Raw genomic sequence first — 20,719 nt, 5'->3', positions numbered from 1 at the left:
GATCAGTCCAGCGCTTGATAGCGCCCCCAGTTTCGCGGTGACATTTCGACCGACAGGATCAGATTATCCGCCTGTTGTTCGCTTTTCAGCACCCGGCCATTCTCGTGCAACCAGGCCATTCTTTTGCCATCGGACGCCGCAATCGTGATCTGTTCGGACTTATAACCTTCGGACAGGGTTTTCGCGATCAGCTTGACCAGCGTCTCGACGCCGGCACCGGTCTCGGCAGAGATCGTGCAGACATTTTCCGGCAGCGGTGACGAAATACGCGCATATTGCGGATCAACGGGCGAGATCTTGTCAATCTTGTTCCACGCTTCGATAACGGGAGGCCCCTCTCCCGCTTCTTCGGAAACACCAAGGTCTGCCAATATTTGCCTGACATCGCCGGCCTGTGCGTCGCTTGCCTCATGCGAAATATCGCGGACATGGACGACAATATCGGCCGCACTGACTTCTTCAAGCGTGGCCCGGAAAGCCGCCACCAATTGGGTTGGAAGGTCCGAAACAAATCCAACCGTGTCGGACAATATCGCCTTGTCATAGCCGGGGAGCGGAAATTCCCGCATTGTCGGGTCGAGGGTTGCAAATAACAGATCTTCGGCGAAGACATCGGCGCCGGTCAACCGGTTGAACAATGTCGATTTTCCGGCATTTGTATAGCCTACCAGCGCGATGACCGGCCAGGGAGCGCGCTGACGCCGGTCGCGGTGCAAGGCGCGGGTCTTGCGCAAATGAGCCAGATCCTTGCGTAGCTTGGCCATGCGGTCGCGGATCATCCGGCGATCCGACTCGATCTGGGTTTCACCCGGACCGCCGAGAAAGCCGAAGCCGCCCCGTTGCCGTTCAAGATGGGTCCAGCTACGGACAAGGCGACCGGCCTGATAGTCGAGATGGGCAAGCTCCACCTGCAAACGGCCTTCGGCCGTAGCGGCCCGAGCACCGAATATTTCGAGGATGAGGCCGGTCCGGTCAATGACCTTGACGTCGAGTTTCTCTTCAAGATTTCTCTGCTGAATGGCACTCAAGCTACCGTCAACAATCAATATTGTGGCCTCTTGTTCCGCCATCATCTTACCGATTTGGTCGACCTGCCCCGATCCGAACAAGGTGGCGGGCTTGGCTTTGCGGACGGAAAAATAGTGCGAATCCGTCGCCACCAATCCGATTGCCAAGGCCAGACCAACAGCCTCTTCCAGTCGATGCTCGAGCGCCGACTGGCTCAGTGAAACCATGTCGGGATGGACGATAAGCACCCGCCGGCTCTTGCTATCGAGACTTTCCTTCTCAAATGGTATCAATGCGCACCATCATCTGCTTGGTTATAATCTGCCAAATTGAGCGGCCCGCCCGGTTGCACGGTTGATATAGCGTGCTTGTAGACGAGTTGCGACAATCCTTCCCGCTCGAGCAAGATGCAGAATAGGTCATAAGCGGATACTGCGCCTTGCAACATCACGCCGTTGACGAGAAACATCGTCACTGGATCATTGCTGTCCCGGACTGCCGAGAGGAAGACTTCCTGAAGAACCCCGGCCCTTACCTTTGCGTTCTCCATCATCTCGGCGAACGGCTTGGTGTCGAGCGCCTCGGAGGGCATTATCGTTGATATTGCGTGCTTATATACCAGTTGAGACTGACCATCGCGACGCAGCAATACTGAAAAATTGTCGAACCAGGTCACAATGCCCTGAAGTTTAACACCCTTGACGAGGAACATTGTCACCGGGGTTTTTGATTTCCGTAGGGAGTTCAGGAATAAATCCTGCAAGTTATTTGATCTATCGGTCATTTTTGACTCCAATTATTGGCCACCTTTATGACGGCATTTTATAATTAACGCGACCAAGGCAGTGTGTCCAAAGGATCGCAAATTGTCATATATGGGATTAGCAGCGTCACGACAACCGGTTAACCCTAAAGATCATTCCCCGTCGGGTTTCTTGCGGGCCGCCAAGCCCAATATTTTCAATTTTCGATGGAGAGCGGACCGTTCCATACCGATAAAATTCGCGGTTTTCGATATGTTGCCAGAAAAGCGTCTGATCTGGACCTTCAAATATTCTCGTTCGAAACTCTCCCTCGCTTCTCTCAGGGGTGATCCCATTAACGACGCGACGCCCTGGTCAAGTTCATCATCATTGCCGAGAATTTCGGGTGGCAACATTTCGACTTCTATTTTTGTGAATTTTTCTTTGGGAGCCAAAATTATCGTTCGCTCGATAACATTGCGCAATTGCCTGACATTGCCCGGCCAGTCGCATGCCTGCAGTGCAGCCATTGCTTCATCGGAAATTTCCGGCGGATGCAAGCGTTGATCGGCGGCAAAGCGTGCAGCATAATGTTCCACGAGAACCGGGATATCTTCGCGTCTCTCATTCAATGGCGGTAATATCACCGGCACGACATTGAGGCGGTAGAAGAGATCTTCCCTGAATCTCTTTTCCCGTATCTCTACTTCCAGATCACGTGACGTTGCGGACACGACCCGGACATCGACATTCACTTTTTGCGAACCGCCAAGCCGGTTGAAGCTTTGTTCTGTCAGAACCCGGAGTATTTTTCCCTGGGTATCGAGCGGCATGTCGGCGACTTCATCGATGAACAAAGTTCCTCCATGGGCTTCTTCCATCAATCCGGTCTTTTCGATTTTGCCGTTCCGTTCAGTGCCGAACAGTTCCTCTTCAACGCTTTCCGGGGATAATCTCGCTGCGCTAATTGTAACGAAGGAGGCATTGGCCCGAGAGCTCCAATTGTGCATCAAGCGCGCGGCAACTTCTTTGCCAACCCCTGCCGGCCCGGAGATCAGTAGGCGGCTGCCCGTTCCGGCCACCCGCTTCAGTGTCGCCCTCACATTGTTTACCGCGGCCGAGTTTCCAGTCAATTCGTCGGCGAAACCCACCCGCGCCTTGAGTATCTCGTTCTCCCTGCGGAGGCGTTCGGTTTCAGTCGCTCTGGAGACCAGATGAAGCAGCGTTTCCGCTTCAAAAGGTTTCTCGATGAAATCAACCGCCCCCTGCGAAATTGCGGCAACTGCAGTGTCGATATTACCATGGCCGGAAATCATGATGATGGGCAGTTTAGCGTCTAGTTGCTTTAATTCGGTCAGCAGTTCCAGGCCATCCAGTCGCGACCCCCGCAGCCATACGTCGAGCAGGACCAGAGAAGGGCGGCGCTCGTTTACCGCGGCAAGCGCGGCGTCGCTATCAGCAGCCACGCGGGTGCTATACCCTTCATCTTCCAGGACACCGGATATCAGATCACGAATATCGGGCTCGTCGTCGACAACTAAAATATCTAACGCCATGCTGAACCTCTAATCCTCATTTCTCAAAGTCTGTCCGTTGTCGCCACTCGCGGCAGGACCGCTAGCTGTACCACCAGAAATCTCTTCACCATCGTGCGACAATCTGGCCAATTTGGATGGACTGAACCGAATGGTGACGCGGGTGCCACCATCAGGCGCATCGCAGAACTTCATCTCGCCAAAATGTTCCTCGACAATCTTCTTCACAATCGCGAGGCCCAATCCTGTGCCACTGGCTCTCGTCGTCATATAGGGTTCGACAATACGCTCCCGCTCGATCGGCAAACCTATTCCATTATCGGTCAGTTCGATGACGACAATCTGGTTTTCTGCACGAACGGACAATATTATATCCCCGTCTGAGACGTGAAAGTCAGGGCTGCGTTCGGCTTTTTGCTCGATAGCTTCGGCAGCATTTTTAATGATATTCGTAAGTGCCTGTCCCAGCTGCCGCCGATCACAAACCAGCGAAAGAGGTTCATCATCAGCGATAAATTTAAACGCGATAGACGGCCATGCCACATCTTGCATGAACAGGGCCTGCTTCAGGATATCGTCGAGATTTTCCTCACGAAAGACCGGCTTTGGCATCCGCGCGAAGGACGAAAATTCATCGACAATATTTCTCAGATCGCCGACCTGCCGGACTATCGTATTGGTGAGATTTTCAAACACAGTGGTATCATCTTTGATCCGCGTGCCAAATCTCCGCTGCAATCGTTCCGCGGCCAACTGGATCGGCGTCAGAGGATTTTTGATCTCATGGGCTATGCGTCTCGCAACATCGGACCAGGCAGCGCGTCTCTGATCCAGCAGTTGCTGGGTAATATCTTCGAATGTGATCACATGTCCGGTCGGGCCGCCGACAATTTTGACCGCCAAAGTACGCATGTCGGAATCCGACGCGAATTCGATGATACTATTCTCTACACCTTCATGCACAAGGTCCGCAAATTGCGGTGCAGCCTTGACGATATCGACATCCAGCAGTTCGTCGATGGATTTGGAAAGCAGCGACAGAGCCTGCGAATTGACAAGCTTTATCTCGCCCTTCTCGTCGAGACTGATGATGCCGGCAGTGACAGATTCCAGCACCGCTTCGATAAAGGCCCGCCGGCTTCCCAATTGCTCGTTAGCAGTAATCAGGGCCGTTGTTTGCGTTTCCAGACGTTCGGTCATACGATTGAACGCACGCCCCAACGTGCCAATCTCGTCATTTTCAAATGTTCCTGGGACCCGCGTCGCAAGGTCGCCTTCCGTGACCCGCTTCGCCGCATGGACCAGATCACTCACCGGTTTCACCATCCGGTCCGCAACCAGCAACGCGATCCACAAAACCAGACCGACAATCAGGAGAGATATAACGAACAAGGCAATATTGAATTGCAGTTGCAGGCTTCTGGACCGGGAAAAGAGATCTTCATAATCCGCGAGAACTGACTGAGCCCTTTCCCACTGACTCAGCGCAAGCATGTCGGAATCCCGGGCGGCATAGAGGAAGATGCGTGATTTAAGATCTAGCGCCGTCACCGCTTCAATCTTGTCCGGCCTGGCAGTCACGACATAGGCCTTGCCTTGCTCGAGCTGCTTCAGCACCGCATCGGTTATCTTCGGATTCTGGTCTGCCTCATCGGGATCGACCGCCGCTGCCGTCCGAGCGACGCCATCGGGGCCATATTCAATAATTGCGGACTCGTTCAGCTTTCGGGAAAGCACTTGAAATACATAACCCTCGGCAAACTCGGGACTTTCGAGATCGGCCTGCTGCAAATAATTGCGGAGATCAATGGCCATGGTGGTGGTCTCAGCACCAATTTCCTGCTGATTCTGCTCATAATAGCCCCGCGCCAGATCATTGGCATTTTCGAGCATGCCCCGGGCGCGATCGGAAAACCAGAATTCTACGCCATATTGAAAAAGCAGTGAAGCAAATATGACCACGAGCAGCATCGGAATGCTTGCGACCAGAGAGAATAACGCAACGAGACGAACGTGCAGTCGCCCTTTACTGCCGATCGAGGATTTCGCGGCCCTGCCCTTTGCAATTCGTCGACCGGAGAGGACGAGCAATGCCATGGCGGGAACAAGATTTGCAACGAGCAGCGCGGCCGTCAATGGAGGGGATATAAAATCGGTCTGGTCTGATTGTCTGCTCAGCAGAAAATAAGTGCCAACCATTATTACGCCAAAAAGCAGGAGCGTAATCCATTCGATCCGTCTCATCACAGCGTCCCGCTCGGACATGAGGGAAAGACGCCGCAGCCAATTGGGAACTGGCCGTGTCAGATGGTGACTGAAAAACTTCATTGTGCTTTCAATACAACGGTTTCGTTGCAAGAAAAGCACTAATATTGCAAAAATATCACGGTTCAGCGAAGCAATCCGTCATTTCGTCGTAGATAGCTATTTGGATTCGGTTGGATCGATCTGATATTCGTTGAGTTTTTTACGCAGGGTATTGCGATTTATTCCGAGAATTTTTGCTGCTTTTATCTGGTTGCCATGGGCGTGATGCATCATCTCTATCAGCAAGGGCTTCTCGAATTTTTCCAGCGCCTTGGCATATAGATTTTCTTTTTCCGGATCGGCCATCAGCCCGAGTACGATAGACTTGATATGGGCTTCGAACTCCAGGTTTTCTGATTCAACCCGATCCTCACCGCGTTCAGCCGTCAGGATCTGACGGATTGCGTCCTCGGAAAGCGTGTCTTCCCTGCCGGTCACGACCAGGCGATAGATGACGTTCTTGAGTTCGCGAACATTCCCGCGCCAATAGTGATGACACAGCAGACTCATCCCCTCCTCGGAAATCTGCTTGTGGGGCAGTCCTTCGGTCATTGCGAGCTTGAGGAAATGCGTGGCCAGCGCGGGAATATCGCTGGCCCGCTCCCGCAGAGGCGGCAATTCAATCGGGACGACGTTGATACGATAATATAGATCTTCCCGGAATTTTCCCTGCTCGATCAATTCCAGAAAGTTGTGATTGGTGGCGGCGATGATCCTGACGTCGAGTTTGACCAGTCCTTTGCCACCTACGCGATTGATTTCACCCGACTGAAGCGCCCGCAACAGTCGCGTTTGGGCGTGCATCGGCATATCGCCAATCTCGTCGAGAAACAGTGTCCCGCCCTGCGCCTGTTCAAATTTTCCCGAGGCGCTGGCCACGGCACCGGTGAAGGCGCCCTTTTCATGGCCGAACAGTTCCGCCTCGATCAGTTCAGACGGAATAGCAGCCATATTGACCGCGATGAACGGACCGGATTTCCGATGCCCCAGCCCGTGTATGGCCTCGGCGACCAGTTCCTTGCCGGTCCCGGATTCTCCTAGAACCAGAACCGAGAGATCATTTTTCAGGAGGCGCGCGATCATGCGATAGACTTCCTGCATCGCCGGACTTCGCCCGACCAGCGGAAGACTTTCCTCGTCCATCGATGGCTCGATCGGCTGAATATTTTTCGGCTTCAGCGCCTGCCCGACCACCTCGACCAGTTCATCAAGATCAAAGGGCTTGGGCAAATATTCGAAAGCCCCGGTTTCCGAAGCCCGGACGGCGGTATTGAGGGTATTTTGAGCAGAAATGATGATGATCGGGATGTCCGGATGGGTGGTTTTCACCGTGTCCAGCGAAGAAATCCCGTCGCCCTCCCCCAGTCCGACATCGGTGAGCAGCAAGTCATAGCTGCTGCTCGCCATGAGCGCGTCACGCTCGGTTATCGACTTACAGCTTTCGACTTCATATCCGTCAGCGCGCAGCGCAGTGATAATGACGTGACTGACCGACAAATCGTCTTCGACTAATATGATTTTTGCTTTGGCCATGTTTTGTCCTGACGTCAGTTTTTCGGTGCAACGGGGAGAAATAGCGTGAACCTGCTCATTTCATCCTGGTTTCCGCGATCATAGCGGATGCGTCCGTTCATATCGCGCATCAGCTTCTTTACCAGAGCAAGGCCCAGCCCCTGCCCTTCTTTCTTGGTCGAGACGAAGGCTGTAAATATTTCTTGCTCCAGCTCAGCCGGAACACCGGGGCCATTGTCGCAGACCATTATCTGGATCGGCAGTCTTATTGCCTCTGTTCCACCTTGCGCCGACAAAGAGGCACCGAAACTATAGCGGGTGACGATGCGGATTTCGGGATTTGCGAGATGTCTGGTGGCATCCACGGCGTTGGATAACAAGTTGGTCAAAACCTGCATCATGGCATCAGGGTCAACCAGCGCGTCCGGTAGCGATGGATCGAATTTGTCCGTAATTTTGACGGCCTGGCCGGTGGCCGCCTCTATCGATCGCCGTGCCCGATCGATTAAAGTGTGAATGTTGACGGCCTGGGTCCGGGCTGGCTGGTTGGAGGACAGGGTTTGCATTCGATTGAGCAAGTTGACCACCCGCTCTACTTCCGCCGTAATCATCTGGGTCAGTGTTTTTTGCGAATCATCCAGCTGCCGTTCCAGAAGTTGCGCTGCCCCTCTGATCGCCGCGAGCGGATTCTTGATTTCATGACTGAGAATATCCGGAGCCCGGATCGCCAGATTGGATGGATCGCTATTTTCGCTCTCGAGAATTGGGCCGTCTTGCGCCATTAACGACAGGGAGATCAACCGCCATTCTGGACCCGATGCCAGCGGATGAATATCAAAATCGGCAAAGCCCAGTTTGCGCTCGTCGCTGTAAATCATAACCCCGCGAGCGGTCAGGCTAATATCTTGCTCGACCAGAGCCTCATTCAGCCTGAGGTCTGCAAATTGCAGGACATCTGTGATCTTGCGCCCAAGGAGATGTTTGGCACTGGTGCCAAACAAGGCTTCACCTGCAGGGTTGATCCGTGCAACCAGATGCTGGGAATCCAGGACGATCAACGCATGACTGATACCCGCCAGAATTAGCTCTCCCGACGGGTTTCCGTCCATCAGGCTGCGGCTTTGTTCAGCCAGGGCGTATAAAACTCCTCCAGCATTTTCAGCACGACATGAGGGTCCGCCTCGCTATTCGCCCGATTGCGAAATTCTGCCGAACCGGTGAGCCCCTTGGTATACCAGCCGACATGTTTGCGGGCGACCTTGACGCCGACATCTTCGCCATAGAGTTTCATCATGTCGCGATAATGTTCATCAAGAACGGCATATTGGGTCGTGATATCGGGATCCGGCAGCCGTTCTCCGGTCTTGAACCAGTGCATGAACTGGCCCAATAGCCACGGCTTGCCGTAAGCACCGCGGCCGATCATCACACCATCCGCGCCGCTTTGCTCCAGCGCCGCTTGCCCGTCTTCGATAGTGCAAATGTCACCGTTCACGATAACCGGCAGCGAAACCGCTTGCTTGACCTTGCTGACAAAAGTCCAGTCGGCGCTGTCCCGGTACATCTGGCAACGGGTTCTGCCGTGCACGACAATCATTTTTGCGCCGAGATCTTCTGCGATATGCGCGAGCTCCGGAGCGTTCAGGCTTTGGTGATCCCAGCCCATCCGCATCTTTACCGTTACCGGTACATTTACCGCCTCAACCGTTGCCTTGATCAACGCAGCCGCCAAAGGAAGGTCACGCATCAAAGCCGAACCGGCATCACCGTTCACGACCTTTTTCACCGGACAACCCATGTTGATGTCAATGATCTGCGCACCACGATCTTCATTAAGCCTGGCTGCGTCGGCCATTACAGCGGGATCACAGCCGGCAAGCTGCATCGATACCGGCTCCTCGGTCGGGTCCCAGGCGCATTTCTGCAAAGATTGGCGAGTTTCCCGGATCATCGCCTGACTGGCGATCATTTCCGTGACATTGAGGCCAGAGCCAAATCGCCGGACCAGCTTGCGAAAGGGCAAATCGGTGACACCGGTCATCGGTGCCAGCAATACCGGGCTTTCGATTTCAATATCGCCAATGGAGATTGGGTTGAGTTTCATTGATACTGCCTAAAATTTAAGCACCCCTTATCGACAAATCAATTTCGAGGCAAGAATTGCTTCATTCCTATTCTCGGCGTAGATCGCGATCCATGGTACAAGCTAGTGATCCCTCCGACAAAACCCATGCGTTGATTGTAGCTGCAGGTACCGGTGCACGGGCGGGATTGGACCTTCCCAAACAGTTCGAGCTGATCCGTGGCAAGCCGATGGTTCGTCATAGCGTGGAAAGCTTTTCATCCCACGCCGCCATTGACCGGATCTGGATTGTGATCGCAGAGGGACAGGAAGAGCAACTCGGCAAGGCTCTTGGCCCCGATTCTCCACACCAAGTTGTAATCGGTGGTGCTACGCGCCAGCAGTCGGTTTTCAACGGCCTGACCGCGATCCGCAACGGTGGCGGCGCGAAAAACATTCTCGTCCATGACGCCGCACGGCCATTTGTCTCTCATCCGGTTATCGACCGGCTGATTGAGCGGTTGGGGTCGGCAGCGGCAGCCATACCGGTTTTGCCCTGTGTCGATACTATGGTTCAAATCAACGACAACCAACTCGACCAGACCGTAGACCGCGACAGCCTGTGGCGTGTGCAAACCCCGCAGGCCTTTGACTTTGCAAAACTGCTGGTGGCGCATGAACGGTTTCCCGCAGATGAAAATGCCAGTGATGATGCCCAGATTTTCAGGGCAGCGGGACGTGCTGTAGCAGTTGTCGATGGTGACGAGGCCCTCAAAAAATACACATTACCCGGTGACTTTGGGGGGGAAAGGACACTGAATATGCGTCAGATACGCACGGGGATGGGCTATGATGTCCATCGGCTCGCCGCTGGTGAGGAATTGTGGCTCGGCGGCTTAAAAATCGAGCATGACAAGGGTCTTGCCGGGCATAGCGATGCGGATGTTCTAATGCATGCCCTGACCGATGCCTTGCTGGGCACCATCGCAGCCGGGGACATTGGCGACCATTTCCCGCCATCGGACCCGCAGTGGCGCGGCGCGGCTTCCGCCCAGTTTCTAGAATATGCAGCTTCGCTCATCGCCGAGAAAGGTGGCATAATCCATAATGTCGACATGACCGTCATTTGCGAAGCCCCCAAGATCAAGCCCCACCGGGAGTCCATAAGACGCAATATCGCGGAAATATTGTCGATTGGAATGGATCAGGTCAGCTTGAAAGCAACAACCACCGAAGGTCTGGGGTTTACCGGGAGGAAAGAAGGCATGGCCGCTCAGGCCATTGCAACGATTTCATTGGAGGAAAATTGATGAACAAAAATTGCATGGCCGGATTGGCATTATTTGCTCTTACACATTCGATGGCAGCGCAAGCGACTCAGGCCGAACAATGTCTGAGCGTTGCACAAGCCGAAGCGCTGGTGACCTATGTGTTGCCAACGTTAGTACAGACCAGTCGCAACAAATGCTCCACCAGCCTGCCGGCGACGGCATCTTTGCTAAAGGAAAATTCCGAACAACTCGCGAAATATCGAGCGGCATCGAACGACGCGTGGCCAAAAGCCAAAGGTGCGGTATCGGTGCTGGCTGGCGAAAAACTACCGCCGGAGATTGACGATACGCTCTTGCGACCAATAGCTGATGCCATGTTCAGCAAACTCATAAGTGACGAAATAAAGCCCAAAGATTGCAGTTTGATCGACAAGATATACAGCGATCTCGAACCAATGCCGTCTTCAAATCTTGCCAGCCTCGCTATCACAATCATGCAGGCCGCGACCAAGGATGACAAGAAGCAGGATATTCCCATTTGCAAAGCACCGGCATGATGCGCTAACGGCCCCGGTCTATGAAAAATCTCCTCCCTCCCGAACTTGTTGCCTTGGCGACAACGGTTATCGAGAAAAATCGCGCTGCCGGTCGACGGATAACAGTCGCGGAAAGCTGTACCGGTGGACTGGTTGCCGCGGCGCTAACCGAGGTTCCGGGGAGTAGCGACGTTTTCGATAGCGGCTTCAATACCTATTCCAACGGTGCCAAGCAGAAGATGCTGGGTGTCAGCAGTGATGTGCTGGAAACATTCGGCGCGGTTTCGATCGCGGTGGCCTGGGAGATGGCACAGGGCGCGCTCGATCAATCGGGTTGCGATGTAGCGGTGGCGATTACTGGCGTGGCAGGACCAGGCGGCGGTACCGAGAAGAAGCCAGTAGGCACTGTGGTTTTCGCGAAAGCCGAAAAAGGCAAAAGCGTCGATGACGTGGTTGCCGACCGGAAAATGTTTGGCGAGGACAAAAGCCGCGCCGATATCAGATTTCAGGCCGTACTTGTCGCGCTGGAACTGCTATTGCCAGAGGACAGCGAGTAGCTGGTTCCGTATATTTCACCAGCGCGGTCGACGAAGGCGCTGGTCATCTTGTGCAACGCCTTGGCAAACATTTGCCCGGCCAGTTTCTCGAATACACGATTTTTAAACGTAAACTCGACATAGAAATCGACGTGACAACCGCCGCCTTCACGCGCCCTGAACCGCCATTCATTATGCAGTTGCTTCAGAGGACCGTCCAGATAATCGACATCGATCGACAGGTTATGCGCCTTGATCACCCGCGATGAAAATTGCTCCCGCAGGCCTTTGAAGCCGACCAGCACATCGGCGAGCATTTCGGTCTCACTGTCGGCTCGGATTCTTGTTCCTACGACCCAGGGCAGAAATTCCTGATAACGCCCGACATCGGCCACCAGCGCGTACATTTGTGCGCTACTGTAAGGCAGATCGCGCGTTTCCCTATGGACGGGCATTCGATGCACCCGAACGCGCCAGCTTTTCCTCGCGCGCCTGACGCATCTTGGCAAAATCCTCGCCGGCGTGATAGCTGGACCGGGTCAGCGGACTCGAGGCGACCAGAAGGAATCCTTTTGCGCGAGCAACCGAGGCATAAGCATCAAAGGCCTGAGGCGTGACAAATTCGCTCACTTTGACGTGCTTGGTGGTTGGCTGGAGATATTGGCCCATAGTCAGGAAGTCGACATCGGCGCTTCGCATGTCGTCCATCACCTGATGCACTTCGAGACGCTGTTCGCTCAAGCCCAGCATGACACCGGACTTGGTGAAGATGGACGGATCGAGTCGCTTGACCTGCTCGAGCAAACGGAGCGAGGCATAATAGCGTGCGCCGGGCCGGATCGTCGGATAGAGTCGGGGCACCGTTTCCAGATTATGGTTATAGACGTCGGGCCGCGCCGCGACGATCGCTTCGACCGCGGCCTCCGATTTGTTGCGGAAGTCCGGCGTCAATATTTCAATCGTGGTGTTCGGAGTCGTCCGGCGCAAGGCCTCGATCACCTTGACGAACTGGCTCGCGCCGCCATCGGCCAGATCATCGCGATCGACCGACGTTATCACGATATGCTCAAGTCCGAGTTTCGCAGCGGCATCGGCCGTATGCTGGGGCTCCAGCGCGTCCACCGCCATCGGCATGCCGGTCTTAACGTTGCAAAAGGCGCAGGCGCGGGTGCAGACATCACCGAGGATCATCACCGTGGCATGTTTCTTGGTCCAGCATTCGCCGATATTCGGGCAAGCAGCCTCTTCACATACCGTGTTAAGTTTATGCTCCCGCATCAACGCGCGGGTTTTTTCAAACTCGACACCCATCGGCGCTTTTACGCGGATCCAGTCGGGCTTGCGTTGGCGTTCCGGCGGGCTGTCGGGCGAAGTGATTTTGGTGATTTCATTCATTTCTATCAGATAGCGATGGAAAACCACTCTTGCCACCCCCAAAACCGGTGATATGGATTGAAACATGAGAAAATTTTCAGACCTGCTCGATGGCTACCGCCGCTTCCGTTCCGAACAATGGAAAATGCAGCGCGAACGCTGGAATGACCTCAAGGAAGGCCAGAGTCCGAAGGTCATGATCATCGCCTGCAGCGACAGCCGGGTCGATCCTACGCAGATTTTTGATACCAATCCGGGCGAGACCTTCGTTGTCCGCAATGTGGCAGCCCTGGTCCCCCCGTTTGAAACAACCCCCGGTCATCATGGTGTTTCCTCGGCTCTGGAATTCGCCGTGCAGTTTCTCAAGGTCGAAGAAGTGGTGGTCATGGGCCACGGCAGTTGCGGCGGCTGTGCAGCGGCGCTGTCCGAACAGATGAAGGACATGCCGCACGGCAAAGGCGGTTTTATCGCCGACTGGATCACCTTGCTCGATGATGCCCGGGCAAAAGTCGTGCACGACCATGGCGACCTGTACAGCAAAGAGGCGCAACTGGCGATGGAGCATGAAGGCGTCCGCACCAGCCTGGCCAATTTGCGGACTTTCCCCTGCATTCAGGAGAAAGAAGCGGACGGATCGATTCGCCTGATCGGTGCCTGGTTCGCGATTGCCGAGGGCAAATTGCACGTACTGGATGACGAGAGCGATGAATTTTTGGCTGTGGAGTAATAAATTTCGAGACATACCAGTTGATTAACAAAATCTCTTCAGAACAATCGAAATATTATTGCGTGTGAAATTTTGCTCTGCTGGCCGATGAACTTTACACACTTTACACTGTTATAAATGAAAACTCCGACGGCCCCCATTTTGCAAAAGAATAGCGTGCGCGCGAACATGATTCACGCGATCCTGCGACCGGATATGTCAAAGAGCCGAACATAGCATAATCGATAGAACCCTTTGTAGGACAGCATTTTTCCGCTTGAACGCCCTGCCCTTGCGGTCCATCTTGGCACTATGAACCAACATATCAACAATATCGCCCTGCTGATCGACGCGGACAATGCCAGCCACAACGGGATCGATCCGGTCCTGACGGCTCTGGCCGAGCTAGGCACCGTCAATATCCGCCGTGCCTACGGCAACTGGACCAAGAGCGCGCTGAAGGGCTGGGAGAAGATACTTCACAAATATGGCATCGAGCCGCAGCAGCAGTTCGACATGACCAAGGGCAAGAATGCCACCGACATGAAGATGACGATTGACGCCATGGACCTGCTGTTCCGCGGCAATATCACCGGCTTCGGGATCATGAGCAGCGACAGCGACTTCATGCCGCTGGCGATGCGGATTCGCCAGGAAGGCCTGCCGGTCTATGGCTTTGGCAGCGCCAAGACGCCGGAAGCGTTCAAACAGGCGTGCAGCCGGTTTATCGACGTCGACGCGCTCATACAGGTCGACAAGCGCAACCGCAGCGGTGGAGGCAAGCCTGACGTCATGTCGTCAGCCAAAGCGGAAAGCCCGTCGGGAGCAAGCGAAAGCAGCGGCAAGGTGGACGAAGAACTGCTCAACCTGCTGATCGACGCCTATCAGGCGACTAAACGCGACGGCGAAGGCTTTGCCAGCCTGAGTGAAGTCGGCAAGATTGCCGGCAACCGGTCGAGTTTCGATGCGCGTAATTACGGTTTTTCAAGACTACACGAGATTTTCGACGCGGTACCGAATTTCCAGACCAAGCGCGATGAACATGGCAATTTATTTGTGAAACGGTTGCGGTAAGTGCGCGTTCTCCCGTGAGGGAGAATTAGCATTTCCTCCCCGCTTGCGGGGAGGTGGCAGCCGGAACGGCTGACGGAGGGGCGGTTGGCCGAGGCGCTGCGTTCAGACGCGCGCCCCCTCCACCACGCTTCGCGCGGTCCCCCTCCCCGCAAGCAGGGAGGAAAGGGAAGCTGACAAGTCTAATCACCTGGCAATCCTGAGACGCGCATTGCAGTTCTCCCCTCCGCAAAAGGCAGATGGTGACATCGAGGCTAAAATCGTTATGACCGTCGGATGCAAACAGGAGCCTTAGTTTCACTCGCCCTATATTTCGTTGGTATGTTGGCCATCGGATTTTACGCTTGGCGCAAATCCACCGATAGCAGCGAAGGCTATCTTCTCGGCGGCCGACAGCTCAGTCCTGCAGTGGCAGCGCTGTCCGCCGGAGCTTCCGATATGTCGGGCTGGCTCCTGCTGGGCCTGCCCGGCGCGCTTTATGCAGCGGGTCTGGTCGAGGTGTGGATCGGCATTGGGCTGTTCGCCGGCGCTCTGTTCAACTGGATCGTTGTCGCGCCACGGCTACGCGAACAGACCGAAAGACTCGGCAACGCCCTCACCATCCCCGAATTTTTAGCCAACCGTTTCCCCGACAAAGCACTGGCTTTGCGGGTAATCTCGGCAATCATCATCGTACTGTTCTTCGCCGTCTATACCGCAGCCGGCCTCGTCGGTGGCGGCAAATTGTTCGAAACCAGCTTTGCTGGCCTGTTCGGCAACACTGGCATGAGCGACTATATGACCGGCATCTGGCTGACCGCCGGCGTCGTGCTCGCCTATACGATGATCGGCGGTTTTCTGGCTGTCAGCCTGACCGATTTCGTTCAGGGCTGTATCATGGTCGTTGCACTGGTGCTGATGCCGATAGTGGTCCTGACCAATGATGGCGGGATCAGCGCGGTTACGGCGCAGCTCTACACGATTGATCCCGATTTTCTCAGCCTGACGGCCGGCTTGTCCTTCATCGGATTTCTCTCCGCCGTAACCTGGGGCCTCGGCTATTTCGGGCAGCCGCATATCATCGTCCGCTTCATGGCCATCCGTTCGGTCGCCGACGTCGCCAAGGCGCGCACCATCGGCATGAGCTGGATGGGCGTGGCATTGCTCGGCGCCATCGGCGTCGGCATCACCGGACGCGCCTATGTCGAGATGAACGGGCTGGTGCTCGATGATCCCGAAACCATCTTCATCTTGCTGGCCAACACATTATTCCACCCGTTGATCACCGGCTTCCTGCTCGCCGCTCTGCTCGCCGCGATCATGAGCACGATCAGCTCGCAATTGCTGGTGTCGTCCAGTTCGCTGACCGAGGATTTCTACCGCCTGTTCCTGCGGAAGAACGCCAGCGAACGGGAAACCGTCAATGTCGGACGGCTTGCCGTGGCCTTGGTCGCGCTGGTCGCGATCTATATCGCGCGTGACCCGGACAGCAAGGTACTGGGACTGGTCAGCAACGCCTGGGCCGGTTTTGGCGCCGCGTTCGGACCGTTGATCCTGCTGTCGCTGACCTGGAAGCGGATGACCGGCGCTGGGGCGGTGTCCGGACTGGTGATTGGTGCCGGCGTGGTGATCCTGTGGATCGCGATGGGCTGGAACAAGGAATTCCTGGGCGGTCCCGGGGTTTACGAGATCATTCCGGGGTTTGCTGCTGCGATGGCGGCTATTGTCGGGGTTAGTTTGATCAAGAAGGCTAGATTTAGTTGAGTTAGGTGATAGGTATTTCCTGATGGCACTACCTACTGATCAAATAATAGCACTTTTGGCCTGTCTCCTTAGCTTGCTGGTGGCGATGGCTACATTTCTGACGGTCCGACAGATTGCTAAACAAAGGGAGGCCTCATATCGACCAGAATTGGTCTTCGCGACAGCCGTCTACGAAGCTTGGTCAGCCCAAAACAACATCCATTGGAAATGTTCGTCATTAAGCAGTGAATCGAAAAGAGAGAATTTTGCCAGAATTACGTTCATCAACATAGGCCTGGGAGCGGCGAAAGAAGTAGCAATTGAATGGGATTTTGATATCCAGAAAGCTGTAACCTTGGTAAATTCTGCGGCTCAAAAAGCACTAGCAGAAGGCTATGTTGAAAACGAAACCGGTAGCGTTCATTTCAACTCAAAAAATGGAGGCAATGCCTCTCATATCTGGACAAACCAGAAGAACCGTAACCTTGATTATATTCTTTCAAATTCTGAAGGTTTACGCGAGAAATCCTTGGAGCTTCCATCTGCATATTTGTCTTTGTATGCTTCTTATTGCGCCCATTCGATGATACCTAAAGTACAAAGCCTTGAGGAGTTTCCAGCTTTAAATTCAATGGTGACGTATAAGGATATCGCGGAAAAAGTATATTCTTCTGCTTTTACGCTAAAACCAGAACTAGCGATGTTTGCTCACGGTAACGAAAAAACGGATCCATACTTACATTTCTCGCTATCACCGGAAAAACTCCATCGACTTCCTTCTGCTCTGATAGCTACCAAAGTTCTTAAAGACGCAATAATTGAAGCTTTGCCGTTCAGCAAACTCATCACCTAGTCAATTTCTTATAAGCCACCCGTGTCGGCCGATCCGCAGCATCACCCAGACGACGCCGCTTGTCTTCTTCATAGCTCTCGAAATTCCCTTCAAACCATTCCACATGGCTGTCACCTTCGAACGCCAGGATATGGGTCGCGAGGCGATCGAGGAAGAAGCGGTCATGCGAGATGACCACGGCGCAGCCGGCGAAGGTTTCCAGCGCGTCTTCGAGGGCGCGCAACGTTTCGACGTCGAGATCGTTGGTTGGCTCATCGAGCAGCAGCACGTTGCCGCCTTCTTTCAGCATCTTGGCAAGATGGACACGGTTGCGTTCACCGCCGGATAGCTGGCCGACTTTCTTCTGCTGGTCGACGCCCTTGAAGTTGAACGCGCCGACATAGGCACGGGTCTGGACTTCATTCTTGCCGAAGGTGAAAAAGTCGTGGCCGCCGGAAATTTCTTCCCAGATATTTTTCGACGCATCGAGCGTGTCGCGGCTCTGGTCGACATAGCCGAGCTTCACCGTTTCGCCGAGTTCGAGCGTACCGCTGTCGGGTGTTTCCTGACCGGTGATGATCCGGAACAGGGTCGTCTTACCCGCGCCGTTGGCGCCGATGATGCCGACAATGCCGCCTGGTGGCAGCGAGAATTCAAGATTTTCGAAGAGCAGCTTGTCGCCATAAGCCTTGGTCAGGCCCTTGGCTTCGATCACCTTGGAACCGAGACGCTCGGGCGTCTGGATGAGGATCTGTGCCTTGCCGACTACGCGGTTTTCCTGCGAAGCGACCAGATCGTCGAACGACTTGATACGGGCCTTGGACTTGGTCTGGCGCGCCTTGGGGCTCTGCCGCATCCATTGCAGTTCGTTGTCGATCGCTTTCTGGCGGCTCTTGTCCTCGCGGTCTTCCTGCGCCATCCGTTTGGATTTCGCTTCGAGCCAGTTGGAATAATTGCCTTCGAACGGAAGGCCCTTGCCGCGGTCGATTTCCAGCACCCAGTTCACGACATTGTCGAGGAAATAGCGGTCATGGGTTACGAGAATGACGTTGCCGGCATAGTCGATCAGATGCTTTTCAAGCCAGGCGACGCTTTCGGCATCGAGATGGTTGGTAGGCTCATCGAGCATCAGGATTTCCGGCTTGTCGAGCAGCAGGCGGCAAAGCGCGACGCGGCGTTTCTCACCGCCGGATAGATCGGTTACCGGGCTGTCGCCGGGAGGGCAACGAAGCGCTTCCATCGCGATTTCCAGCTGGTTGTCGAGGGTCCAGCCATCAACCGCGTCGATTTTTTCCTGAAGCTCGCCCATTTCTTCCATCAGCGCATCAAAATCGACGTCTTCCGGCGGATCGCCCATGATGTTGGAAATTTCGTTGAAGCGCGCGACCAGATCCGCAACTTCGCGGACGCCGTCCATGACATTTTCCTTGACCGTCTTGCTGTCGTCCAGTTGCGGTTCCTGCGCCAGATAGCCGACGCGGATGCCCTCGCCTGCCCAGGCTTCACCCTGAAACTCGTCATCCTGGCCAGCCATGATCTTCATCAGCGTCGACTTACCCGCGCCATTCTTACCGATGATGGCGATTTTCGTGCCGGGCAGGAATTGCAGATGGATATTGTCGAGCACCGGCTTGGGGGCTCCCGGGAAAGTCTTGGTCAGACCTTTCATGACATAGCTATATTGGACGGCCATTATATTCGCTTTCAAAGTTGCGCGTCATCCCAGCAGATGCTGAAATCTCAGGCGGCTTGGCGCTCGGTTGTTGGAGATCCCGGCTTTCGCCCGGATGACAGGTTATTTTCAGGGCTTATGTAGCTATTCCGCCCCTCCCCCGCAAGAGACCATTGGCAAAGCATAAAAGGCGGGTTAATCAGCGTCCATGAGAAAAATAACCACCCTGCTCGCTGGCGCGTCCGCGCTTTTTTTGTCCACCACCGCTCTGGCCGATAATCACGATCCGGTCGCGCTGCAGGCCAAGGCTCTGCAGGATGATGTCGCCTGGGACATAGTCGAGGGTCTGACCACCGAAATCGGGCCACGACAGGCTGGCACAGAAGCCGAAGCAAGAGCGCGCATTTGGGCGGTCGCCAAGCTGAAAGCCTTGGGGTTCAGCAATGTTCGCAGCGAATCCTATATGATGCCGACCTGGATAAGGGGCAAGGAAACCGCGGCGGTCGTCAGCCCGTTCCCGCAGGCACTCGCGATCACCGCGCTCGGCAATAGCGGCAGTACCGGCGACAAGGGACTGACTGCAGAGGTTGTTTATTTTCCGACTCTGGCAGATCTGATCGCCGCGCCGGATGGCAGCCTGAAGGGCAAGATCGCCTTTGTCAGCCACAAGATGAAGCCGACCCAGGACGGGTCCAGCTATGGTGCTTTCGGCCCAGCGCGCTTTGTCGGTCCCAATATCGCCGCCAAGAAGGGTGCAGCAGCGATCGTCATCCGCTCGGCCGGAACCGATCATCATCGCAACCCGCACACGGGTAACACCAATTTCGAAGCGGGCGTCACGCCGATACCCGCAGGTGCGCTGTCCATTCCCGATGCGGAAAATCTCGAAAGAATGTTCGCTCGCGGCAAAGCGGTGAAACTGAAGCTGGTGCTGACCCCGCAGAATATCGGGCAGCAGGAGTCCGGCAATGTGATTGCAGAACTCCCCGGCAGCGATCCGTCGCTCGGCATGATCGTTATCGCCTGTCATCTCGACAGCTGGGACCTCGGCACCGGCGCGATTGACGATGCTTCGGGCTGCGCCATTACCACCGCCGCCGCGAAACAGATCATGGCAGCGGGCCAGGCCAAGCGCACGATCCGGCTACTTTGGGCCGGAGCCGAGGAAGTCGGCCTCTGGGGCGGCAAAGCTTATGGTGAGGCGCATAAAGGCGACAATCATGCGCTGGCGATGGAATCGGACTTTGGCGCCGACCGGATCTGGCGAGTGGAATTCAACCTGCCGGAAGGCGCTTCTGCGCTGGCTGACAAGGTGGCAACAGCGCTGCAACCGCTCGGCATCGGACGCGGACAGCAAAAAGCCAGTGGCGGAGCGGATGTGCAGTCAATCATCGCCAATAATAATCTCGCGGTCATCGATCTGCAGCAGGACGGCACACGCTATTTCGATCTGCACCACACGCCGGATGATACGCTCGACAAGATCGATCCGGAACAATTGCGCCAGAATGTCGCGGCGTGGAGTACGGTGCTTTCGATCATCGCCAATAGCGACGCGGACTTGACCCTGCCGGCAAAACAATGAGAATCCGCGCTCTTCTGACGGCGTCCGCGCTATTGCTTTCTGCCTGTGCCGAGACACCGGTTGAGGAAAAAGGTGACGACGCGATCGCCGAAATGGAAAAGCAGATCGAGCAGGACGCCCAATCTCTGGAAGAAGCAGCCGACGAAGCCGTCAAGGCAATGGCAGAGGATATTGATGCCGAACTGGCTGCCGACGGCATTGCCGGTCCGGCAACAGCGCCAAAGGCGGAAGTGACAAAAAACTAGCG

The 20,719-nt window shown here is 55.0% G+C and carries 19 protein-coding genes; 9 read left to right on the top strand and 10 right to left on the bottom strand.

From position 1 onward, the window contains the following. Positions 1 to 2 precede the first annotated feature (2 nt). The 7 genes from hflX to dusB form a co-directional block, all read right to left on the bottom strand. Positions 3 to 1,301, bottom strand: a complete 1,299-nt coding sequence (hflX, locus tag AAC060_RS06890; RefSeq protein WP_339824298.1) for a GTPase HflX — start codon at positions 1,299 to 1,301, stop codon at positions 3 to 5. Next, positions 1,298 to 1,792: an RNA chaperone Hfq gene (gene hfq / locus AAC060_RS06885; RefSeq protein ID WP_339824296.1), complete on the bottom strand. Its 495-nt coding sequence runs from the start codon at positions 1,790 to 1,792 to the stop codon at positions 1,298 to 1,300. The genes hflX and hfq overlap by 4 nt, the downstream gene beginning before the upstream one ends. 132 nt (positions 1,793 to 1,924) lie before the next feature. Continuing rightward, entirely contained in the window at positions 1,925 to 3,307 is a 1,383-nt protein-coding gene (locus AAC060_RS06880) for a sigma-54 dependent transcriptional regulator (RefSeq protein ID WP_339824295.1), read from the bottom strand. Between the two features lie 9 nt (positions 3,308 to 3,316). Beyond that, complete coding sequence (locus AAC060_RS06875) at positions 3,317 to 5,530, bottom strand: ATP-binding protein (RefSeq protein ID WP_339824294.1); 2,214 nt, start codon at positions 5,528 to 5,530, stop codon at positions 3,317 to 3,319. 180 nt (positions 5,531 to 5,710) lie between these two features. Continuing rightward, entirely contained in the window at positions 5,711 to 7,126 is a 1,416-nt protein-coding gene (locus AAC060_RS06870) for a sigma 54-interacting transcriptional regulator (protein WP_339824293.1), read from the bottom strand. Between the two features lie 14 nt (positions 7,127 to 7,140). Beyond that, positions 7,141 to 8,214, bottom strand: coding sequence for an ATP-binding protein (locus AAC060_RS06865; protein WP_339824291.1), 1,074 nt, complete (start codon positions 8,212 to 8,214; stop codon positions 7,141 to 7,143). Continuing rightward, complete coding sequence (gene dusB / locus AAC060_RS06860) at positions 8,214 to 9,209, bottom strand: tRNA dihydrouridine synthase DusB (RefSeq protein WP_339824290.1); 996 nt, start codon at positions 9,207 to 9,209, stop codon at positions 8,214 to 8,216. Before dusB ends, AAC060_RS06865 begins: the two co-directional genes overlap by 1 nt. 92 nt (positions 9,210 to 9,301) lie before the next feature. Here dusB and AAC060_RS06855 point away from each other — a divergent pair, with 92 nt between their 5' ends. From AAC060_RS06855 to AAC060_RS06845, 3 genes are read left to right on the top strand one after another with little or no spacing between them, the layout of a single operon-like run. Continuing rightward, the gene (locus AAC060_RS06855; RefSeq protein ID WP_339824289.1) at positions 9,302 to 10,477 is read left to right on the top strand and encodes a bifunctional 2-C-methyl-D-erythritol 4-phosphate cytidylyltransferase/2-C-methyl-D-erythritol 2,4-cyclodiphosphate synthase; all 1,176 of its coding nucleotides are present in this window, start codon (positions 9,302 to 9,304) and stop codon (positions 10,475 to 10,477) included. Then, the gene (locus tag AAC060_RS06850) at positions 10,477 to 10,995 is read left to right on the top strand and encodes a hypothetical protein (protein ID WP_339824287.1); all 519 of its coding nucleotides are present in this window, start codon (positions 10,477 to 10,479) and stop codon (positions 10,993 to 10,995) included. Before AAC060_RS06855 ends, AAC060_RS06850 begins: the two co-directional genes overlap by 1 nt. Before the next feature lie 20 nt (positions 10,996 to 11,015). Next, positions 11,016 to 11,531 (top strand): CinA family protein, encoded by a 516-nt coding sequence (locus AAC060_RS06845; RefSeq protein ID WP_339824286.1) that lies wholly within the window; start codon positions 11,016 to 11,018, stop codon positions 11,529 to 11,531. Here AAC060_RS06845 and AAC060_RS06840 read toward each other — a convergent pair. Together AAC060_RS06840 and lipA are read right to left on the bottom strand one after the other, a co-directional pair. Further along, the gene (locus AAC060_RS06840; RefSeq protein WP_339824284.1) at positions 11,480 to 11,965 is read right to left on the bottom strand and encodes a type II toxin-antitoxin system RatA family toxin; all 486 of its coding nucleotides are present in this window, start codon (positions 11,963 to 11,965) and stop codon (positions 11,480 to 11,482) included. The two genes, AAC060_RS06845 and AAC060_RS06840, sit on opposite strands and share 52 nt — an antisense overlap. Further along, entirely contained in the window at positions 11,952 to 12,905 is a 954-nt protein-coding gene (gene lipA, locus AAC060_RS06835; protein WP_339824282.1) for a lipoyl synthase, read from the bottom strand. Before lipA ends, AAC060_RS06840 begins: the two co-directional genes overlap by 14 nt. A gap of 64 nt (positions 12,906 to 12,969) precedes the next feature. On the opposite strand from lipA, the gene AAC060_RS06830 reads away from it, so the two are divergent. The 4 genes from AAC060_RS06830 to AAC060_RS06815 all read left to right on the top strand — a co-directional run bounded on the left by AAC060_RS06830 (position 12,970) and on the right by AAC060_RS06815 (position 17,236). After that, positions 12,970 to 13,611 (top strand): carbonic anhydrase, encoded by a 642-nt coding sequence (locus AAC060_RS06830; protein WP_339824281.1) that lies wholly within the window; start codon positions 12,970 to 12,972, stop codon positions 13,609 to 13,611. 291 nt (positions 13,612 to 13,902) lie between these two features. Continuing rightward, complete coding sequence (locus AAC060_RS06825) at positions 13,903 to 14,664, top strand: NYN domain-containing protein (protein WP_339824279.1); 762 nt, start codon at positions 13,903 to 13,905, stop codon at positions 14,662 to 14,664. A gap of 273 nt (positions 14,665 to 14,937) precedes the next feature. After that, the gene (putP, locus tag AAC060_RS06820; protein WP_339824277.1) at positions 14,938 to 16,404 is read left to right on the top strand and encodes a sodium/proline symporter PutP; all 1,467 of its coding nucleotides are present in this window, start codon (positions 14,938 to 14,940) and stop codon (positions 16,402 to 16,404) included. 22 nt (positions 16,405 to 16,426) lie between these two features. Further along, complete coding sequence (locus AAC060_RS06815) at positions 16,427 to 17,236, top strand: hypothetical protein (protein ID WP_339824275.1); 810 nt, start codon at positions 16,427 to 16,429, stop codon at positions 17,234 to 17,236. Here AAC060_RS06815 and ettA read toward each other — a convergent pair. Next, the gene (ettA, locus tag AAC060_RS06810) at positions 17,229 to 18,908 is read right to left on the bottom strand and encodes an energy-dependent translational throttle protein EttA (protein ID WP_339690771.1); all 1,680 of its coding nucleotides are present in this window, start codon (positions 18,906 to 18,908) and stop codon (positions 17,229 to 17,231) included. The two genes, AAC060_RS06815 and ettA, sit on opposite strands and share 8 nt — an antisense overlap. A 187-nt stretch (positions 18,909 to 19,095) precedes the next feature. On the opposite strand from ettA, the gene AAC060_RS06805 reads away from it, so the two are divergent. Both AAC060_RS06805 and AAC060_RS06800 read left to right on the top strand, forming a co-directional pair. Next, positions 19,096 to 20,472, top strand: coding sequence for a M28 family peptidase (locus tag AAC060_RS06805; RefSeq protein ID WP_339824273.1), 1,377 nt, complete (start codon positions 19,096 to 19,098; stop codon positions 20,470 to 20,472). After that, positions 20,469 to 20,717 (top strand): hypothetical protein, encoded by a 249-nt coding sequence (locus AAC060_RS06800; protein WP_339824272.1) that lies wholly within the window; start codon positions 20,469 to 20,471, stop codon positions 20,715 to 20,717. The genes AAC060_RS06805 and AAC060_RS06800 overlap by 4 nt, the downstream gene beginning before the upstream one ends. Positions 20,718 to 20,719 lie beyond the last annotated feature (2 nt).

This window comes from uncultured Parasphingorhabdus sp. (genome assembly GCF_963975555.1).
Lineage (GTDB): Bacteria > Pseudomonadota > Alphaproteobacteria > Sphingomonadales > Sphingomonadaceae > Parasphingorhabdus.
This window is presented reverse-complemented; position numbering and strand designations above follow the sequence as displayed.